The organism is Polynucleobacter sp. AP-Reno-20A-A9, from assembly GCF_018882085.1.
GTDB lineage: Bacteria > Pseudomonadota > Gammaproteobacteria > Burkholderiales > Burkholderiaceae > Polynucleobacter.
Genome location: NZ_JACVPB010000001.1, coordinates 75934 through 93000, shown reverse-complemented (window position 1 = coordinate 93000; position 17067 = coordinate 75934). Strand labels below are relative to the sequence as shown.

Here is a 17067-nt window from a genome sequence, read left to right as displayed (position 1 = left end):
AGAACTCAGCATTCTAGCTTGGCCAGCCTTTTCCGTCAACCTAATGGGGAAAAAACTGGCCATTTCTGGCCAGAATTACCAAATTAGCTCGGATCAGCCTCCCCAGCAGGAGCAACGACTTCAGCCTCTATTTCTACAGGCATATTGGCCATTACTTCCTCTTCGGCGGCAATCATTTGAGCGCGATCACGCTCGAATTGCTCCCTGACCTTGCGTGCACGGCGGTAAGACAAGCCGGTACCAGCAGGAATCAGACGACCAATAATGACGTTTTCCTTGAGGCCACGGAGTGTATCGGTCTTGCCCATAATGGCGGCTTCGGTCAATACACGGGTGGTTTCTTGGAAAGAAGCCGCTGAAATGAAGCTATCTGTCGACAAGGATGCTTTAGTAATACCCAACAGCACGTTTTCGAACTGAGCTGGGCGCTTACCTGCGGCAATCACCAAATCGTTAGCGTCATACAGTTTTGAACGCTCAACTTGTTCACCAGTGATGTAGGCAGTATCGCCACCATCAGTGATTTGTACACGACGCAACATTTGACGCACGATCACTTCAATGTGCTTGTCATTGATCTTCACGCCTTGCAAACGGTAAACGTCTTGAACTTCATCAACAATGTAGATCGCCAACTCTTCAATACCTCTGAGCGTCAAGATATCGTGTGGATCAGCAGGGCCTTCCACAATCATCTCGCCCTTGTTCACAACTTGACCGTCATGAACGAGAACTTGCTTCTCTTTAGGAATCAAGAATTCATTGGCTTCACCATCCATATCGGTAATAACCAAACGCTGCTTACCTTTGGTTTCCTTACCGAAGGAAACTGTTCCAGTTACTTTAGCCAATACAGCTGCATCTTTTGGTGAACGTGCTTCGAACAATTCTGCAACGCGTGGCAAACCACCGGTAATATCGCGAGTCTTCTGTGATTCGATTGGAATACGCGCCAATACTTCACCCACTTCAACTTTCTGACCATCTTTAACCGTAATCAAAGCGCCCACTTGGAGGCCAATGTTTACTGGATGATCAGTACCAGTGATCATGACTTCGTTACCCTTTTCATCAACTAAGTTGATCATTGGGCGAACGCCTTTGCTTGCTGCAGAACGACGCTTACCATCAATTACCACCAAGGTGGAAAGACCGGTAACTTCGTCAACCTGCTTAGCAACAGTTACGCCTTCTTCAACGTTGTCGAAGCGAGCGATACCAGCGTACTCAGAAATAATCGGACGTGTTAATGGGTCCCATGTCGCCAAGCTTGCGCCGGCTTTCACTGCTGCATCTTCTTTTAACAAGAGAGTTGCACCATAAGGCACTTTATGACGCTCACGCTCACGACCGTTCTCATCAACGATCAAGGCTTCGCCAGAACGTGAAATCACGATCTGCTCGCCCTTCGCGTTCTTCACAACACGCATCGTGCCGGAGAACTTCAATGCACCATTAGACTTGGCTTCAATATTGCTTGCAACCAATGCACGTGACGCTGCACCACCAATGTGGAAGGTACGCATTGTCAACTGTGTGCCTGGCTCGCCGATGGACTGAGCAGCGATAACACCAACCGCCTCGCCAACGTTTACCAAACCACCGCGACCTAAATCACGTCCGTAGCACTTAGCGCACAAGCCGAAGCGAGTTAAGCAAGACAATACTGTGCGAACCTTAACTTCGTCGATACCCAATGCAACGATTTGATCAACGTGATCTTCGTCGAGCAAGGTGTCGTTAGCAACGATGACTTCTTGCGTGTCAGGGTGAACGATGTCACCGATACATACACGACCCAAAATACGATCGCGCAATGCTTCGATAATTTCGCCGCCCTCTACGAGAGCCTTCATTGTTACGCCTGAAGTTGCACCGCAATCATCTTCGATCACAACGAGGTCTTGAGTTACGTCGCACAAACGACGTGTCAAGTAACCTGAGTTCGCTGTCTTCAACGCGGTATCAGCCAGACCTTTACGAGCACCGTGGGTTGAAATGAAGTACTGTAATACGTTCAAGCCTTCACGGAAGTTCGCAGTAATTGGGGTTTCAATGATGGAGCCATCAGGCTTAGCCATCAAACCACGCATACCAGCCAACTGACGAATCTGCGCTGCAGATCCACGCGCACCAGAATCCGCCATCATATAGATAGAGTTAAAGGATTCTTGACGAACAGTCTTGCCGTTACGGTCGAGTACATCAACGTGTGACAACTCGTCCATCATCGCCTTACCAACTTGGTCGCCTGCGGCACCCCAAATATCAACCACGTTGTTATAACGCTCTTGATTGGTTACGAGACCCGACATGAACTGCTTGTCATACTCTTTAACCTTGGCAGAAGCCTCAGTGATGATGCGCTCTTTCGAAGTTGGGATCAACATGTCGTCGATCGCAACTGAAATACCAGCATTGGTCGCCAAGCGGAAACCAGACTGCAAGAGGCGGTCAGCAAAAATAACCGTTTCACGCAAACCGCACTTACGGAATGATGTGTTGATCAAGCGTGAGATTTCTTTTTTCTTCAAAGGCTTGTTAATTTCCTCGAAAGACATGCCTTTAGGCAAAATCTCAGACAAGATTGCACGGCCAACTGAAGTTTGGTAGATCTTGGTTTTTTCAGCAAAACGGGCATCGCCCTCTGCATGCTTGTCCACAATCTCAAACTCGGTAATACGCACAGCAACGCGTGAAGCCAATTCAACTTGGCCTGCTTCGTATGCACGTACTACTTCAGTAATGTTAGCGAAAACCATGCCTTCGCCTTTACCGTTGATCTTGTCACGTGTAGCGTAGTACAGACCCAACACCACGTCCTGTGACGGAACGATTGATGGTTCGCCGTTAGCTGGGAACAATACGTTGTTCGAAGCCAACATCAATGTACGTGCTTCCATTTGCGCTTCGAGCGACAAAGGAACGTGAACCGCCATTTGGTCACCGTCAAAGTCCGCGTTAAATGCCGCGCAAACTAATGGGTGCAATTGGATTGCTTTACCTTCAATCAGCATTGGCTCGAAAGCCTGAATGCCAAGACGGTGCAATGTAGGCGCACGGTTCAACATAATTGGATGTTCACGAATTACTTCTTCGAGAATGTCCCAAACGATTGGAGTCTGGCTTTCAACCTCTTTCTTTGCAGCCTTAATAGTGGTTGCAATTCCTAAAGTCTCAAGCTTGTTGAAAATAAATGGCTTGAATAATTCCAAAGCCATCAATTTTGGTAAGCCGCACTGATGCAGTTTCAATGTAGGGCCAACCACGATGACTGAACGACCAGAGTAGTCAACACGTTTACCCAACAAGTTTTGACGGAAACGACCGCTCTTACCTTTAATCATCTCAGCCAAGGACTTCAACGGACGCTTGTTAGCGCCAGTCATAGCCTTACCGCGACGACCGTTATCGAGCAATGAGTCAACCGCTTCTTGCAACATACGTTTTTCGTTACGAACGATGATCTCTGGTGCACGCAACTCTAACAAACGCTTTAAACGGTTATTACGGTTGATTACTCGACGATATAGGTCGTTCAAATCGGAAGTAGCAAAGCGACCGCCATCCAATGGCACCAATGGGCGCAACTCTGGTGGCAATACTGGCAATACTTCCATGATCATCCAGTCAGGCTTAATGCCTGAAGTCTGGAACGCCTCAAGCACCTTTAAGCGCTTAGCGTATTTCTTGATCTTGGCATCGCTACCAGTTGCTTTTAAGTCAGCACGAATGGTCTCTACTTCACGGTCGATATCAATCGAACGCAAGAGATCGCGAATACCTTCCGCGCCCATGATGGCAGTAAATGCACCGTCACCATACTCTTCAGTCTTGGCAATGTATTCGTCTTCAGACATGATCTGACCGCGCTTCATCGCGCCTTCAGGAGTCATACCAGGATCAACAACTACATATGCTTCAAAGTAGAGAACGCGCTCGATATCACGCAATGTCATATCGAGAACCATGCCCAAACGGGATGGCAAGGACTTCAAGAACCAGATGTGCGCTACAGGGGCTGCCAACTCAATGTGGCCCATGCGCTCACGACGTACCTTAGCGAGAGTAACTTCAACGCCGCACTTCTCACAGATAACGCCACGGAACTTTAAGCGCTTGTACTTGCCGCATAAGCACTCGTAGTCTTTAGTTGGTCCAAAAATCTTGGCGCAGAACAAACCATCACGCTCGGGCTTAAAAGTCCGGTAGTTGATGGTTTCTGGTTTGCGTACTTCACCAAAAGACCATGAGCGAATTTTCTCAGGAGATGCGAGACCAATTTTGATTACATCAAACTGCTCTTCGCCCTGCGTTTGCTTAAATAAATCGAGCAATGCTTTCATATCAGTTGCGCTCCATGTCAATGTCAATACCCAACGAACGGATTTCTTTTACCAGCACGTTGAAGGATTCGGGCATGCCAGCATCAATCGTGTGCTCGCCCTTGACGATGTTTTCATAAACCTTGGTACGGCCTGCGACGTCATCGGACTTCACTGTCAGCATTTCCTGCAAGACATATGAAGCACCGTATGCTTCGAGGGCCCAGACTTCCATCTCACCAAAGCGCTGGCCACCGAACTGAGCTTTACCGCCCAATGGCTGTTGCGTTACTAAAGAGTAAGGTCCGGTTGAGCGTGCGTGCATCTTGTCATCGACCAAATGGTGAAGTTTCAAGACGTGCATTACGCCAACAGTTACTGGACGCTCAAATTGATCGCCAGTACGGCCGTCGCACAAAATCATTTGCTGACGTGAAGGGGTCATCTTCAAAGATTTAGCAACATCTTCTGGATACGCCAACTCGAGCATGCGTCCGATTTCAGCTTCTGTAGCACCGTCAAACACTGGAGTAGCAAATGGCAAGCCTTGGCGGAGATTCTCAGCCAAAACATTAATCTGCTCATCAGTGAAGTTGTCGATATCTTCAATACGGCCTGTTTCGTTGTAAAGCTGTTTGAAGAACTTGCGCAATTCAGTTTGTTTAGCGTGCTCACGAACCATCTCATCGATACGCTTACCAATACCTTGAGCTGCCCAACCTAAGTGGGTTTCCAAGATCTGACCAACGTTCATACGGGAAGGAACGCCCAATGGGTTCAAGACGATGTCTACAGGGCGTCCGTCAGCCATAAATGGCATGTCTTCTGCTGGAGCGATTTTAGAAACCACCCCTTTGTTACCGTGACGACCGGCCATCTTGTCACCAGGCTGTAAGCGACGCTTAACAGCTAAGTACACCTTAACCATCTTTGTTACGCCAGGCTGCAAATCATCACCCTGGGTAAGTTTGGTGCGCTTCTCTTCAAAAGCTTCGTCAAACTGTTTACGTTTCGCTTCGATAGAAGACTTGATTGCCTCAACTTGTGTGGCAACTTCGTCGTCTGCTGGACGAACATCGAACCAATGGTATTTATCTAAGCTGGCAAGGTATTCCTTGTCGATCTTAGTGCCTTTAGCTAATTTCTGAGGACCACCATTGGCAACCTTGCCAATCAACAGCTTTTCTAAACGCATGAAGGCATCGCCCTCAACAATACGCAACTGGTCGTTCAAGTCCAAACGATAGCGCTGTAATTCTTCTTGAATAATTGACTGTGCACGTGCATCGCGCTCAATACCTTCACGGGTGAAGACTTGAACATCGATAACGGTACCGATCATTCCTGAAGGAACGCGCAAAGAAGTATCTTTAACGTCAGATGCTTTTTCACCGAAGATCGCACGGAGGAGCTTCTCTTCAGGGGTGAGAGTAGTCTCACCCTTTGGAGTTACCTTACCAACCAATACGTCGCCAGCTTCAACTTCAGCACCGATGTAAACAATACCGCTTTCATCCAAACGGGAGAGTTGTGACTCAGCCAAGTTGGAAATATCGCGTGTAATTTCTTCTGAACCAAGTTTGGTATCACGCGCAACTACTGACAACTCTTCAATATGAATAGAGGTGTAGCGGTCGTCAGCAACAACCTTCTCAGAGATCAAGATTGAATCTTCAAAGTTGTAACCGTTCCATGGCATAAATGCCACAGTCATGTTTTGACCCAAAGCCAATTCACCTAAATCGGTAGATGCGCCGTCAGCAACTACGTCGCCGCGGACAACACGATCACCAGCCTGGACGATTGGGCGTTGGTTGATATTGGTATTTTGGTTTGAACGGGTGTACTTGATGAGGTTATAAATATCCACACCAACTTCACCAGCGGCTGTCTCGTCATCGTTTACACGAATCACGACACGGTTTGCGTCAACATAATCAACGATACCGCCACGGGAAGCCAAAATAACGGTGCCCGAGTCAACAGCAACAATACGCTCTAAACCTGTACCAACCAATGGCTTATCTGGACGCAAGCAAGGAACCGCTTGACGCTGCATGTTCGCACCCATCAACGCACGGTTCGCATCATCGTGCTCTAAGAATGGAACGAGTGAAGCAGCAGCAGAAACGATCTGGCTAGGAGCAACGTCGATAAAATCGATGCGCTCTGGGCTAACCATCATGGTCTCACCAGCTTGACGAGCAGAAACCAATTCGTCAGCCAACTTACCGCTCTTGTCGATCGTTGCATTTGCCTGAGCAATAACGTATTTCGCTTCTTCAATCGCAGAGAGGTAAACAACTTCGTCGCTTACCTTGCTATTGGAAACTTTACGGTATGGGGTTTCTAAGAAACCGTGCTCATTCAAGCGCGCAAATAACGCGAGTGAGTTGATCAAACCAATGTTTGGTCCTTCTGGAGTTTCGATTGGGCAAACACGACCGTAGTGGGTTGGATGCACGTCGCGCACTTCGAAGCCTGCGCGCTCGCGGGTCAAACCACCAGGTCCCAATGCAGAAATACGACGCTTGTGCGTAATCTCTGAAAGTGGGTTAGTTTGGTCCATAAACTGGGACAACTGTGAAGAACCGAAGAACTCACGAATAGCAGAAGAGATTGGCTTGCTGTTAATCAAGTCATGCGGCATGAGGTTTTCTGTTTCGGCTTGGCCGAGACGTTCTTTAACCGCACGCTCAACACGTGATAAACCAGCACGGAATTGGTTTTCAGCCAACTCGCCAACGCAACGTACACGACGATTACCTAAGTGGTCGATGTCGTCTACTTCGCCCTTACCGTTACGTAAGTCAACGAGAGACTTAATGGTGTCGAGAATATCTTCATCAGACAACACCATCAAACCTTCCATCTCTGAGCGACCGAGACGGCTGTTAACCTTCATACGGCCAACGCGTGACAAATCGTAGCTATCTTCGTTGTAGAACAAGCGCTGGAACAAGGCTTCAACAGCATCTTCTGTTGGAGGCTCACCAGGACGCATCATGCGGTAGATGGCGATACGAGCAGCCATTTGATCTGCAGTTTCATCGGTACGCAATGTCTGTGAAATATACGCGCCAGAATCCAAATCATTGGTGTAGATGGTTTCCAATTGCTTGATGCCAGCATCGCGCAATGTCGCCAACAACTCTTCAGTGATTTCATCATTAGCGTAAGCCAAGATTTCACCAGAATCTGGATCAACAATATTGCGTGCAACAACACGACCAATTAAATAGTCATCTGGTACAGCGATTGTTTTTGTTTTAGCAGCTTCGAGTTCGCGGATATGCTTTGCATTGATACGCTTGTCTTTTTGAATGACTACAACGCCATTCTTGTCGAGCACATCAAAACTAGCCAACTGACCACGCAAACGCTCTGGCACAAATTCCATAGAGCCGCCGTTAGCAGTCAATGAGAAATGGTCAAAGTTAAAGAAGTTAGCAAGAATCTGTTCGTTGTTTAAACCAATTGCTTTGAGCAAAATGGTAACAGGCATCTTACGGCGACGGTCAACGCGGAAATAGAGAATATCTTTTGGATCAAACTCGAAATCGAGCCATGAACCACGGTAAGGAATGATGCGTGCCGAGAACAGCAACTTGCCTGAGCTATGTGTCTTACCCTTATCGTGTTCAAAGAACACGCCTGGGGAACGGTGCAACTGAGAAACGATTACGCGCTCAGTTCCGTTAATTACAAAAGAGCCGTTTTCTGTCATGAGTGGAATTTCACCCATGTAGACTTCGCTCTCTTTTACCTCTTTAACCTTAGTAGGCGCTTCGCGATCATAAATAATCAAGCGAACTTTTGCGCGTAAGGCAGAGTGGTATGTGTAACCACGTTGCTGACATTCTTTAACGTCAAATGGTGGCTGTGATAACTGGTAAGACACGTATTCCATACGTGCATAGCCGTTGTTAGACACAATTGGGAACGCTGAGGTAAAGGCAGCTTGAAGTCCCTCTGTAAGACGAGACATTGCTGGCTTTTCAGCCTGTAAAAATTTAGCGTAGGATTCCAGCTGCGTTGCGATCAGGTACGGAACCTGGTGGTTGTTTACTCGCTTAGCAAAGCTTTTACGGACTCGCTTGCGTTCGGTGAAGCTATAGTTCATTTCATCTCCGAATTCAGCGACTGTACAAAGATTTGGCGATTGGCCACTACCAATCACTGGCGGACAACACTAAATCGAAAGATCTAGTGTCCGACCAAACTTGCATTCTGCAGTCGTATCAGAAGGCAAACCCGATTTCAATCAGAAATGAAATCGGGTTTGACCTCTAAAGATCAAACCCAACGTAACTAAAGACTCCTTTTGGGAGGCGTTAGAAAAGTTTGTATTACTTGATTTCTGACTTAGCGCCTGCTTCGTCAAGCTTCTTCTTGGCTTCTTCAGCTGTCTTCTTATCAACAGCTTCTTTGATTGGCTTCGGTGCACCATCAACCAAGTCCTTAGCTTCTTTCAAGCCAAGACCAGTAATTTCGCGAACTGCCTTAATTACTGAAACCTTGTTTGCGCCAGCTTCGAGCAAGTTAACAGTGAATTCTGTTTGCTCTTCAGCTGCAGCACCACCAGCAGCGCCAGCAGGACCAGCAACAGCCATCGCTGCAGCAGAAACGCCAAACTTCTCTTCGAACGCCTTAACCAAGTCGTTCAAATCCATAACGGACATGCTACCTACTGCATCAATGATTTCTTCTTTAGTAATCGCCATTTTTAGCTCCTAATACTTAAATAGTTAATCTGTCGCTTATTCAGCGGCAGGGGTTTCAGGTGTTTCTGTTCCAGCTTCTGGGGCTGCGGCTGCAGGCTCAGCACTTGCTTCTGGAGCGGCGGCTTCAGCAACTACTTCTGCTGGGGCTGCTGCTACTTCTGCTACCGGTGCTGCAACAGGAGCAGGTGCTCCTTCTGCCTTTTGTGCTGCTACTGCGCCCAATACGCGAGCCATCGCAGAAACAGGCGCCAACATCACACCCAACAACTGAGATAACAACTCTTCGCGGCTTGGAATAGACGCAAGGGATTTAACGCCCGCTACGTCCAACAACTTGCCGTTATATAAGCCAGCAGTAATGACCAGCTTGTCTTGAGTCTTAGCAAAGTTCTGCAATACTTTTGCCGAAGCAATCGGATCAGCAGAGATGCCGTAGATCAAGGGGCCAACCATCGAATCAGCAAGAGGTTCAAACTGTGTGCCTTGTGCAGCACGGCGTGCCAATGTGTTCTTCAAAACGCGAAGATATACACCTTGGTCACGTGCACTAGCACGTAGCTTTGTCAACTGCTCTACTGGAATACCACGGTATTCAGCGAGCACGACTGTTTGAGCTCCAGCCAATTGAGCGCCGACATCAGCAACAATCGCTTTTTTGTCTTGTACATTCAAAGGCACGGTTTAACTCCTAAAAAACCAACTGCTTCCAGTTGGGGTTACACACCAGCGTCTGATCATTTGTCACAAGAATCTTGTGAAATCTTTTCAGGGTCGCCATCTGCGCTGGCTATTACTTTCGTAACGATTAAGAATTAACTCTTTGCAAGCAACTAATTCACCAACGGTCTTTGATGTTCGACTCTCACTCAAAGAGCGGGAATCGACCCAAAGTTCTTTTTTGTTACAAGCTAATTAAGCTGCCGCCTGTAACGATGCTTGGTCTACGCGTACGCCTGCACCCATGGTGCTGCTTACGGCAACCTTCTTTAAATAGATACCCTTAGATGCGGGTGGCTTTGCTTTATTCAAAGCCTCGAGCAATGCGAGCAAGTTGGATTTCAATGCAGTTGGCTCGAATGAACGACGGCCAATGCTTGCGTGCACGATACCGGCTTTGTCCACGCGGAACTGAACTTGACCGGCTTTTGCATTTTTAACTGCAGTAGCAACGTCAGGAGTAACAGTACCCACTTTTGGATTCGGCATCAAACCACGTGGGCCCAATACTTGACCTAAAGTACCAACAATTTTCATTGTGTCTGGAGATGCGATCAAAATATCGAAATCGATTTTGCCGCCTTTAATTTGTTCAGCAAGCTCTTCCATGCCAACGATTTCTGCACCAGCAGCTTTGGCTTGTTCAGCCTTTTCGCCTTGTGCAAAAACAGCTACACGAACATGCTTACCTGTACCAGCTGGGAGCACTACTGCGCCACGCACAACTTGGTCAGATTTCTTAGCATCAATACCCAACTGAACAGCAACGTCGATAGACTCATCAAACTTAGCAGTTGCACACTCTTTAACGAGGTTCAATGCGTCGTCTAATGAATAAAACTTGTTGCGATCAACTTTAGATTGAATTGCTTTAACGCGTTTAGATAATTTAGTCATGATTAGAGACCTTCCACAGTGATGCCCATGGAACGGGCGCTACCAGCGATTGTTCTAACAGCTGCGTCCATATCGGCTGCTGTCAAATCTGGCATTTTTGCTTTAGCGATTTCTTCCGCTTGAGCACGAGTAATTGAACCCACTTTATCGGTATGAGGACGTGGTGATCCTTTTTCAATCTTCGCAGCCTTCTTAATCATGATGGTTGCTGGAGGAGTCTTCATGATGAATGTGAAGCTCTTATCAGCAAACGCTGTAATCACGACTGGAATTGGTAGGCCAGGCTCCATGCTCTGAGTTTGAGCATTAAACGCCTTACAGAATTCCATAATGTTAAGACCGCGTTGACCCAATGCTGGACCTACGGGTGGTGATGGATTTGCTTTACCTGCAGGGATCTGCAGCTTAATAAAGCCAATGATCTTCTTTGCCATGTGTTGCTCCTAAAAGCGCGCCTAACCTCATAAGGAAAGACCGCTGTTGAGTAAACGCTTCGCTAGTTTTTGGCTTTCTAGCTCCGCTCCTCGGTTATTGCTAACCACTTAAAACTACAAACTTTTGCACTGCAAAACAGGACTAAGTCCTTGTTTTCACATCTTTTCTACCTGGCCGAACTCCAGCTCAACTGGGGTGCCGCGGCCAAAAATTGTAACAGAAACGCGCAATCTTGACTTCTCATAATTGACTTCTTCGATATTTCCGTTGAAATCAACAAATGGACCCTCCTTAACTCGCACGATCTCGCCAACCTCAAATAGGGTCTTAGGCTTAGGTTTATCCACCCCAGCCTGCATTTGATCCATGATTTTGGCTACTTCAGCCGTAGAAATAGGACTTGGACGGTTACGAACGCCGCCTACAAAACCAGTCACTTTTGGAGTATTTTTCACCAAATGCCAGCTTTCATCTGTCATTTCCATCTCAATCAGGACGTATCCCGGGAAGAAACGACGCTCAGAAACTGACTTAGTGCCAGACTTGATCTCAACAACCTCTTCGGAGGGGACCAAAATACGACCAAATTTCTCAGGCATGCCAGAACGCGCAATGCGCTCTTCAAGGCCCTTTTTCACGCTCTTTTCCATTCCAGAATAGGCATGAATAACGTACCAGCGCATATTGCCGGTAGCTTGTGGATTTGCGGCTACTTCAGAATCAATCATTTTTTACTCACTTCCAGCCCAGAAAGACTGAAAAAACTAGCCATTCAATCAATTTGTCTGCAATCCACAAAAACAAGGACATGATCAGAACAAAGCCAAATACGACTAGAGTCATTTGGGTGGTCTCTTTACGAGTTGGCCAAACAACCTTTTTTACCTCATACCAAGAATCTTTTGCATAGGCGATAAAGCGACGCCCATCCGGTGAAATCGCCACAATCACAACCGCAGCCGCAATGCCACCAAATAAAACAGCTAAACGAACCAACATAGATTGGTCCGCCAACGTGTAGTAAAGAACTAACGCTGCAACAACGATTAAAGCAGCGAGTCCAGAGACCCAGCCGCTTTTTTCTTCAGTATGACTAGCTGTTTGATGAGACATTTTGCTTTCAGTTCAAATCGTGGCAGGGGCGGAGGGCATCGAACCCCCAACCTTTGGTTTTGGAGACCAACGCTCTGCCAATTGAGCTACACCCCTTTATAAAAAACTACTTAAGCCAAAATCTTTGCAACCACGCCGGCGCCAACAGTACGGCCACCTTCACGGATCGCAAAACGTAAACCTTCTTCCATCGCGATAGGAGCGATGAGTTTTACGGTAATAGTCACGTTATCACCAGGCATAACCATTTCTTTATCTTTTGGCAACTCGATTGAACCAGTTACGTCCGTTGTACGGAAGTAAAACTGTGGACGATAGTTGTTAAAGAATGGAGTATGACGACCACCTTCATCTTTACCCAAGATGTAAACCTCGGCTGTAAAGTGAGTATGTGGGGTGATTGAACCTGGCTTAGCCAATACTTGGCCGCGCTCAACTTCTTCACGTTTTGTACCGCGTAACAAGATACCAACGTTATCGCCTGCTTGACCTTGGTCGAGCAATTTGCGGAACATTTCAACACCAGTACATGTAGTTTTGATTGTTGGCTTGATACCGATGATTTCGATCTCTTCGCCTACTTTAACGATACCGCGCTCGATACGGCCTGTTACAACAGTACCGCGACCGGAGATAGAGAACACGTCTTCTACTGGCATCAAGAACGCGCCGTCAACAGCACGCTCTGGAGTTGGGATATAGGTGTCTAATGCTTCAGCCAATTTCATGATGGCTTCTTTACCCAATGGGCCTTCGTCGCCTTCAAGAGCTAACTTAGCAGAACCTTGAATAATTGGGGTGTCATCGCCAGGGAAGTTGTACTTAGATAAAAGCTCACGAACTTCCATTTCAACTAACTCGAGCAATTCAGCGTCATCAACCATGTCGCACTTGTTCAAGAAAACGACAATGTAAGGAACACCAACTTGGCGTGCCAAGAGGATGTGCTCACGTGTTTGTGGCATTGGGCCGTCAGCAGCAGAGCAAACTAAAATTGCGCCGTCCATCTGAGCAGCACCAGTAATCATGTTCTTAACGTAGTCAGCATGTCCTGGGCAATCCACGTGTGCGTAGTGACGATTCGCTGTCTCATACTCAACGTGCGCAGTATTAATCGTAATACCACGTGCTTTTTCTTCTGGAGCAGCATCGATCTGATCGTATGCTTTAGCTTCGCCACCGAATGCTTTAGAAAGCACGGTTGCGATTGCTGCTGTCAATGTGGTTTTACCGTGGTCAACGTGACCGATGGTGCCTACGTTTACGTGCGGTTTTGTCCGCTCGAATTTTTCTTTTGCCATTTTTATCTGCCTTTAGTTAACTCTTAAACCAAACACGAAATACACAATTAATAAAATCAAACATGGTGCCCATGGGCAGGATCGAACTGCCGACCTCTCCCTTACCAAGGGAGTGCTCTACCACTGAGCCACATGGGCGAAATCTAATGCAACAAATTCTGGAGCGGGATAAGAGAATCGAACTCTTGACCGAAGATTGGAAATCTGCTGTTTTACCATTAAACTAATCCCGCACATCTGGTGGAGGGGGTAGGATTCGAACCTACGTAGGCATAGCCAACAGATTTACAGTCTGCCTCCTTTAGCCGCTCGGACACCCCTCCGCGAACCCAATATTCTGACTCCAAATGGAGTATCTGTCAATCACTCTAAACGCTTTGCACAAGTAAAAACGCCCAGACCTAAGAGGGTCTGGGCGTCGCATTGGTGCCCGGCAGTTACCTACTTTCACACGGGTAATCCGCACTATCATCGGCGTAGAATCGTTTCACTGTCCTGTTCGGGATGGGAAGGAGTGGTTCCAATTCGCTATGGTCACCGGGCGTAGAGGGTTGAGTTGCTGATTAAATCAACAACTCTATTTGAGTAAGCATGTAATAAGGATGCAGATTAAATCTGGCAAACATCCAACACAATAGTGCTGGTTATAGGATCAAGCCTAACGGGCAATTAGTATCGGTTAGCTTAATGCATTACTGCACTTCCACACCCGACCTATCAACGTTGTGGTCTTCAACGACCCTTTATGTAGGTTAAACCTACGGGAGATCTCATCTTCAGGCAAGTTTCCCGCTTAGATGCTTTCAGCGGTTATCTCTTCCATTCATAGCTACCCTGCGATGCTTCTGGCGAAACAACAGGTACACCAGCGGAATGTCCACTCCGGTCCTCTCGTACTAGGAGCAGCCCCCGTCAAATCTCCAACGCCCATGGCAGATAGGGACCAAACTGTCTCACGACGTTTTAAACCCAGCTCACGTACCTCTTTAAATGGCGAACAGCCATACCCTTGGGACCGGCTACAGCCCCAGGATGAGATGAGCCGACATCGAGGTGCCAAACACCGCCGTCGATATGAACTCTTGGGCGGTATCAGCCTGTTATCCCCAGAGTACCTTTTATCCGTTGAGCGATGGCCCTTCCATACAGAACCACCGGATCACTATGACCTGCTTTCGCACCTGCTCGACTTGTCGGTCTCGCAGTTAAGCACGCTTTTGCCATTGCACTTTAGGTACGATGTCCGACCGTACCAAGCGTACCTTCGTACTCCTCCGTTACACTTTGGGAGGAGACCGCCCCAGTCAAACTGCCTACCATGCACTGTTCCCGACCCGGATAACGGGCCAAGGTTAGAACCTCAAATAAATCAGGGTGGTATTTCAAGGTTGGCTCCAACAGAACTAGCATCCTGTTATCAACGCCTCCCACCTATCCTACACAGACCGATTCAAAGTCCAATGCAAAGCTACAGTAAAGGTTCATGGGGTCTTTCCGTCTAGCCACGGGTAGATTGCATCATCACAAACATTTCAACTTCGCTGAGTCTCAGGAGGAGACAGTGTGGCCATCGTTACGCCATTCGTGCAGGTCGGAACTTACCCGACAAGGAATTTCGCTACCTTAGGACCGTTATAGTTACGGCCGCCGTTTACTGGGACTTCAATCAAGAGCTTGCACCCCATCATTTAATCTTCCAGCACCGGGCAGGCGTCACACCCTATACGTCCACTTTCGTGTTTGCAGAGTGCTGTGTTTTTATTAAACAGTCGCAGCCACCTTTTTATTGCAACCCTTTCGTCCTCCCCTTGTACAGGGTCAAACTACCAGGGCGTACCTTATCCCGAAGTTACGGTACAAATTTGCCGAGTTCCTTCTCCTGAGTTCTCTCAAGCGCCTTAGAATACTCATCTCGCCCACCTGTGTCGGTTTGCGGTACGGTCTTGTTAGACTGAAGCTTAGAGGCTTTTCTTGGAACCACTTCCAATTGCTTCGCGAATAAATTCGCTCGTCTCACGCCCTTGAATTACGCTACCGGATTTACCTAATAGCCATCTCCAACGTAAGAACCGGGACTTCCAACACCCGGACAACTTTCCGCGATCCGTCCCCCCATCGCATCTAACAATGGTCAAGGAATATTAACCTTGTTCCCATCAGCTACGCATCTCTGCCTCGCCTTAGGGGCCGACTCACCCTGTTCCGATGAACGTTGAACAGGAAACCTTGGGCTTACGGCGAGGGGGCTTTTCACCCCCTTTATCGCTACTCATGTCAGCATTCGCACTTCTGATACCTCCAGCATCCTTTACAAGACACCTTCACAGGCTTACAGAACGCTCTCCTACCATCACATTGCTGTGATCCGCAGCTTCGGTTATATGCTTAGCCCCGTTACATCTTCCGCGCAGGACGACTCGATCAGTGAGCTATTACGCTTTCTTTAAAGGATGGCTGCTTCTAAGCCAACCTCCTGACTGTTTTAGCCTTCCCACTTCGTTTCCCACTTAGCATATATTAGGGACCTTAGCTGGCGGTCTGGGTTGTTTCCCTCTTGACACCGGACGTTAGCACCCGATGTCTGTCTCCCGTGCTTGCACTTGTAGGTATTCGGAGTTTGCTATGGCGCAGTAATCCGCAATGGACCCCACTACCATGACAGTGCTCTACCCCCTACAGTGATACACGAGGCACTACCTAAATAGTTTTCGGAGAGAACCAGCTATTTCCAGTTTTGTTTAGCCTTTCACCCCTATCCACAGCTCATCCCCTAACTTTTCAACGTTAGTGGGTTCGGTCCTCCAGTACGTGTTACCGCACCTTCAACCTGGCCATGGATAGATCAACTGGTTTCGGGTCTACACCCAGCAACTAGCGCCCTATTCGGACTCGCTTTCGCTACGCCTTCCCTATTCGGTTAAGCTTGCTACTGAATGTAAGTCGCTGACCCATTATACAAAAGGTACGCAGTCACCCCTTACGAGGCTCCTACTGTTTGTATGCACACAATTTCAGGATCTATTTCACTCCCCTCCCGGGGTTCTTTTCGCCTTTCCCTCACGGTACTTGTTCACTATCGGTCGATTACGAGTATTTAGCCTTGGAGGATGGTCCCCCCATATTCAGACAGGATTTCACGTGTCCCGCCCTACTTGTCTCTAGCCTAGTACCACTCAATAATTTTCACATACGGGACTATCACCCTTTATTGTTGGACTTTCCATTCCATTCTGTTAATTACTGAGATATCACTAGAAGGCTGTTCCCATTTCGCTCGCCACTACTCTGGGAATCTCGGTTGATGTCTTTTCCTCTTGCTACTTAGATGTTTCAGTTCACAAGGTTCGCTTCTCATACCCTATGTATTCAGGTATGGATACCACAAAAGTGGTGGGTTTCCCCATTCAGAAATCCCCGGATCAAAGCTTATTTACCAGCTCCCCGGGGCTTATCGCAGGTTATAACGTCTTTCGTCGCCTGTAATCGCCAAGGCATCCATCATGTGCACTTATTCACTTGATCCTATAACGAGCACCATTGCTAGTAACCGTTATA

Annotated in this window: 8 protein-coding genes, 4 tRNA genes, 2 rRNA genes and 1 pseudogene; all 15 read right to left on the bottom strand. The window is 47.6% G+C overall.

Annotation, left to right across the window (positions count from 1 at the left end):
* Positions 1-83: 83 nt before the first annotated feature.
* On the bottom strand, positions 84-4346 hold the full coding sequence (gene rpoC / locus ICN39_RS00445) for a DNA-directed RNA polymerase subunit beta' (RefSeq protein WP_216232211.1): 4263 nt from the start codon (positions 4344-4346) through the stop codon (positions 84-86).
* A gap of 1 nt (position 4347) precedes the next feature.
* Complete coding sequence (gene rpoB / locus ICN39_RS00440) at positions 4348-8448, bottom strand: DNA-directed RNA polymerase subunit beta (RefSeq protein WP_216232210.1); 4101 nt, start codon at positions 8446-8448, stop codon at positions 4348-4350.
* A 226-nt stretch (positions 8449-8674) separates the two neighbouring features.
* Positions 8675-9049 (bottom strand): 50S ribosomal protein L7/L12, encoded by a 375-nt coding sequence (rplL, locus tag ICN39_RS00435; RefSeq protein WP_173941805.1) that lies wholly within the window; start codon positions 9047-9049, stop codon positions 8675-8677.
* 159 nt (positions 9050-9208) lie between these two features.
* Positions 9209-9727 (bottom strand): annotated as a pseudogene (gene rplJ, locus ICN39_RS00430) (50S ribosomal protein L10); the annotation flags it as partial.
* Between the two features lie 234 nt (positions 9728-9961).
* The gene (gene rplA, locus ICN39_RS00425; protein WP_071464433.1) at positions 9962-10663 is read right to left on the bottom strand and encodes a 50S ribosomal protein L1; all 702 of its coding nucleotides are present in this window, start codon (positions 10661-10663) and stop codon (positions 9962-9964) included.
* A gap of 2 nt (positions 10664-10665) precedes the next feature.
* The gene (gene rplK, locus ICN39_RS00420) at positions 10666-11097 is read right to left on the bottom strand and encodes a 50S ribosomal protein L11 (RefSeq protein ID WP_068320088.1); all 432 of its coding nucleotides are present in this window, start codon (positions 11095-11097) and stop codon (positions 10666-10668) included.
* Positions 11098-11253: 156 nt separating this feature from the next.
* A complete protein-coding gene (nusG, locus tag ICN39_RS00415; protein WP_216232208.1) occupies positions 11254-11826 on the bottom strand; it encodes a transcription termination/antitermination protein NusG in 573 nt (190 codons plus the stop codon).
* A 7-nt stretch (positions 11827-11833) separates the two neighbouring features.
* Entirely contained in the window at positions 11834-12211 is a 378-nt protein-coding gene (secE, locus tag ICN39_RS00410; protein WP_216232207.1) for a preprotein translocase subunit SecE, read from the bottom strand.
* 20 nt (positions 12212-12231) lie between these two features.
* Positions 12232-12307, bottom strand: a tRNA-Trp gene (locus ICN39_RS00405).
* 14 nt (positions 12308-12321) lie between these two features.
* Positions 12322-13512 (bottom strand): elongation factor Tu, encoded by a 1191-nt coding sequence (tuf, locus tag ICN39_RS00400; protein WP_216232206.1) that lies wholly within the window; start codon positions 13510-13512, stop codon positions 12322-12324.
* Between the two features lie 63 nt (positions 13513-13575).
* Positions 13576-13650 (bottom strand) — tRNA-Thr (locus ICN39_RS00395).
* 21 nt (positions 13651-13671) lie between these two features.
* Positions 13672-13745, bottom strand: a tRNA-Gly gene (locus ICN39_RS00390).
* A gap of 5 nt (positions 13746-13750) precedes the next feature.
* A tRNA-Tyr gene (locus tag ICN39_RS00385) sits at positions 13751-13835 on the bottom strand.
* Positions 13836-13940: 105 nt separating this feature from the next.
* Positions 13941-14054, bottom strand: a 5S ribosomal RNA gene (gene rrf, locus ICN39_RS00380).
* Between the two features lie 106 nt (positions 14055-14160).
* Positions 14161-17034, bottom strand: a 23S ribosomal RNA gene (locus ICN39_RS00375).
* Positions 17035-17067 lie beyond the last annotated feature (33 nt).

Excerpts from the sequence above, each read along its gene's own strand:
- rpoC (WP_216232211.1), bottom strand. The coding sequence starts at position 4,346 with ATGAAAGCATTGCTCGATTTATTTAAGCAAACGCAGGGCGAAGAGCAG.
- rpoB (WP_216232210.1), bottom strand. The coding sequence starts at position 8,448 with ATGAACTATAGCTTCACCGAACGCAAGCGAGTCCGTAAAAGCTTTGCT.
- rplL (WP_173941805.1), bottom strand. The coding sequence starts at position 9,049 with ATGGCGATTACTAAAGAAGAAATCATTGATGCAGTAGGTAGCATGTCC.
- rplA (WP_071464433.1), bottom strand. The coding sequence starts at position 10,663 with ATGACTAAATTATCTAAACGCGTTAAAGCAATTCAATCTAAAGTTGAT.
- rplK (WP_068320088.1), bottom strand. The coding sequence starts at position 11,097 with ATGGCAAAGAAGATCATTGGCTTTATTAAGCTGCAGATCCCTGCAGGT.
- nusG (WP_216232208.1), bottom strand. The coding sequence starts at position 11,826 with ATGATTGATTCTGAAGTAGCCGCAAATCCACAAGCTACCGGCAATATG.
- secE (WP_216232207.1), bottom strand. The coding sequence starts at position 12,211 with ATGTCTCATCAAACAGCTAGTCATACTGAAGAAAAAAGCGGCTGGGTC.
- tuf (WP_216232206.1), bottom strand. The coding sequence starts at position 13,512 with ATGGCAAAAGAAAAATTCGAGCGGACAAAACCGCACGTAAACGTAGGC.